This is a genomic window from Streptomyces himastatinicus ATCC 53653, from assembly GCF_000158915.1.
In the GTDB taxonomy this organism is placed as follows: Bacteria; Actinomycetota; Actinomycetes; order Streptomycetales; family Streptomycetaceae; genus Streptomyces; species Streptomyces himastatinicus.
The window spans coordinates 10635045-10638286 of the sequence record NZ_GG657754.1 but is presented as its reverse complement, the minus strand read 5'-3'; the positions used below and the strand labels follow the sequence as shown (position 1 = coordinate 10638286).

The following is a 3242-nucleotide window of genomic DNA, read 5'->3' as shown; positions in this document are numbered from 1 at the left end:
CCGACCGGCTGCCCGGTCACTGCTTCGGCCCTTTCGCGATCCTGGCTTTCGAGCTCTGCCAGATGCTTCAGCGCCGGAAGGGCCGCCACCAGCGCCTCGACCTCGTCGCCGGTGAGCTCGCCGATCAACCGCTCGAACGCGTGGACGCCCGCCTGGCGCCGCGTCCGGACATAGGAGGCGCCGGCCTCGGTCAGGCACACCAGCGTGACCCGCTTGTCGGACGCGTCGCCCCGCCGCTCGACCAAGCCGGACTCCTCCATCACCCGGACCAGGGCGGTCATCGCGGGCTGGGTGACGCCCTCGACCGCGGCCAGATCGGTGATGCGCCGCGGGCCGGTCCGGTCCAGGGTGGCCAGGGTGGCGGCGGACGTCAGGCTCATGTCCCGGGGCAGGCGTCTCGCGGCCCTGGTGGCCAGGCCGTAGAGGGCTGCCCCGATGGCGGCGGACGCGCCAGGAGTGGTGTCTTGACGACTCATGCTCGAAGCATAGCATTTTTATATTCACCGTTTATGGAAATGGTCGACTGGCGCGGGCGGCGCGGTCGCCCTACGACCCGAAACTCGACGTCGACTTCACCCCGCTGCGCGCCCCCGTGGCCCGGGCAGGTGATCCGATAGCGCTGCCGTGGGGGCGGGGTTTGTGACGGTTCTTGTGGGCCCTCGCCGTATTTCAGAGGGATACCAGCGCTGTTCTGCCGGCGGCAGAACACCGGCCGGACCGGGCTCGACGATCACTACAGTCCAGTCTCATGACGACGATTACGACGCGTACGGTCGAGTATCCGGCCGACGGTTTGACGATGATCGGGCACCTCGCGCTCCCGGCCGGTGTCGACCGCCGGCCCGCGGTGCTGCTCGGACCAGAGGGCATGGGGCTCAGCGACGTCGAACGCCGCCGGGCCGATGCTCTCGCCGAGCTGGGATATATAGCGCTGGCCTTCGACCTTCATGGCGGGCGCTATTTGGGCGACCCCGAGGAGATGCTGGCCCGTTGCCTGCCGCTGCTCGCTGATCCCGAGCGGATGCGAGGCATCGGCCATGCGGCGCTCGATGTGTTGCGCAACGAACCGCGGACCGACCCCGACCGGATCGCCGCCGTCGGCTATGGCACGGGGGGTGCCGTCGGGCTGGAACTCGGGCGCGGCGGCGTCAGCCTGCGCGCGATCGGGACAGTCAACGCACTGACCACGGGCCGACCGGGCGAGGCGGCGCGCATTCGCTGCCCGGTATGGGCCGGGGTCGGGTCGGAAGACCCGATCATGCCGCCCGCGCAACAGAACGCGTTCACCGCTGAGATGCAGGCCGCGGGCGTCGACTGGCGCCTCGCGGTCTACGGCGGCGCCTTGCACGCCTTCCACCACCCGCCGGTCGGCCACCCCGTGGTCCCCGGCGTCGGCTACCACCCACGGCACGCGCAGCGAGCCTGGCGCGACGTCGTCGACCTGCTCGCCGAGTGCCTGCCCGTGACGGAGGATCTGGGGCATGACCCAGGTAAGCATGCTGGCCCCGGGCACTGACAGTCCACTCCCCTCAAGTCCGCACAGCAGAAACGCATTCGGGCGGTTACTCGATCGCGGGGACGTATTCACAACTACCGCAGTAAATACCGGATTTACTGCGGCAGAGCCCCTACCGTGATCACCCCGACCTGCGGCGGACCAATCCGGCCGCCGGGGCGAGGCGTACGCATTTACTGCGGCAGTATCGGCAGGGCGGGACGGCGTGACGATCGAACCGGTGACCGAACTCGGGAGCGGGGGCGCACTTCGGTTGCCGCGCGCCCGGGTCGTACGTCTGTCCGCCCGCCGTCGTCGTACACCGTGGCGGTCGAGCGGTACCTCACCGGCGCGGGCATCGCGAAGTCCTCCGCACGGATCTACCGGATCTCCCTCGACGGGGGGGATGGATGCTCGCCGGCGAACCGCCGCCGACCGGACCCGCCCGCCGAGGCGCGAAACCGCCCGTCTTCCCCGTCGCCGCGATCGACGACCCGCGCGCTGCCGGAGGTCTTGGCCGAGCTGGCGGCGGCGCGGACGGACGAGATGGACGCCGACACCGTCAACCGGGAGCTGTCCATCGCGCGCAAGGCGATCGGCTGGTGGCAGCGCCGAGGCTGGATCGAGTGCGATCCGACGATCGGCATCGAGCGGCGGCCGGCGCCGCCGGACCGCACCAAGGCTCTCGCTCTACGAGTCCGCCGCACGGGCCGACGAGGTGCTGTGCCTCAACGTGGAAGACTCTACCCGCAGGACAAGCGCGGCAGGATCACCGCCAAGGGCGGGGCGACCGAGTGGATCCACTGGCAGTCCGGCACCGCCCAGCTCCTGCCCCGCCTCATCGCCCGCCGTACCCGCGGCCCGCTGTTCCTCACCGACCGCAACGCCCCGGCCGGAACACCCACGCGCGACGTGTGCCCGCAGACCGGCCGGGCCCGGCTCTCCTACCGCCGCGCTGAGGAGATCTTCGAGGAGAACACCCGGCTGCTGGCAAACCCCCTCGCCTCGCCCGACGACATCGAGGACCTGGACGGCTGGACGCTTCACCGGCTACGTCACAGCGCCCTGACGCACGACGCGGAGGACGGCACATCCACCCCGATGCTGCTGGCCCGCTCCCGCCACGCATCCGTCCGCTCCCTGGAGCGCTACGCCCGCCCCGGCGTCGACTCGGTCGCCCGGCACGTCGCCGAACGCGACCCCTTTGGCGCGCATCTCGGTCACACCCCTACTTGGTGTCGACTCGTCCGAGCGGGCCGGGGCCGGCCGTCAGGGCGTCACTCGCCGCCTTCCACGCCGGATCCCCGGGGTACAGCTCGGTACGGAGGTAGGCCCAGGTGAGCCGCTGGACCGCGGACACGCGCTCGGGGTTCTCGTCCGTGGTTTCGGCGACGTCGTATCCGGCGACCCCGCCGAGCCCGTGCTCCGCGTCGAACAGCGTGAGCAGGGACTTGGGGCCCGGGGAGAGGACGTACGGATCGGTGTGCCAGTCCGGGCCCATGACCGTCAGGTGGCCGGAGGCGTCCTTGTCTCCGGCGACCACGAGCGCGGGGGTCGTCATCGTGGAGAAGTCCGTGGTCAGGAAGAACGGCATGTTCTCGGCCACGGACCGGGTGAGGGCGTCGCCCCCTCGGCCGGGCGCGGCGAGCAGGACACCCGCTGTGATGCGGGGCTCGGCCAAATTCACTTCCCGGCCGTCGTGCGGATCGGTGAGCCGGGCGCCGAGGAGCAGGCTCGCGGTGTGCCC

General features: G+C 71.1%; 4 protein-coding genes. 2 read left to right on the top strand and 2 right to left on the bottom strand.

The features are described from left to right. Window positions 1-476, bottom strand: a 476-nt coding sequence (locus SSOG_RS44830) for a MarR family winged helix-turn-helix transcriptional regulator (RefSeq protein WP_245606535.1), incomplete at its 3' end; no start/stop codon positions are given. 272 nt (window positions 477-748) lie between these two features. Between SSOG_RS44830 and SSOG_RS44825 the strand changes: the two genes are divergently transcribed. Together SSOG_RS44825 and SSOG_RS55245 are read left to right on the top strand one after the other, a co-directional pair. Continuing rightward, entirely contained in the window at window positions 749-1516 is a 768-nt protein-coding gene (locus tag SSOG_RS44825) for a dienelactone hydrolase family protein (RefSeq protein WP_009720962.1), read from the top strand. A gap of 492 nt (window positions 1517-2008) precedes the next feature. After that, on the top strand, window positions 2009-2836 hold the full coding sequence (locus tag SSOG_RS55245; RefSeq protein WP_245606534.1) for a site-specific integrase: 828 nt from the start codon (window positions 2009-2011) through the stop codon (window positions 2834-2836). On the opposite strand, the gene SSOG_RS44815 is transcribed toward SSOG_RS55245, so the two are convergent. Further along, on the bottom strand, window positions 2724-3242 hold a 519-nt coding region (locus tag SSOG_RS44815), incomplete at its 5' end, for a hypothetical protein (RefSeq protein WP_039940279.1). The genes SSOG_RS55245 and SSOG_RS44815 overlap by 113 nt on opposite strands.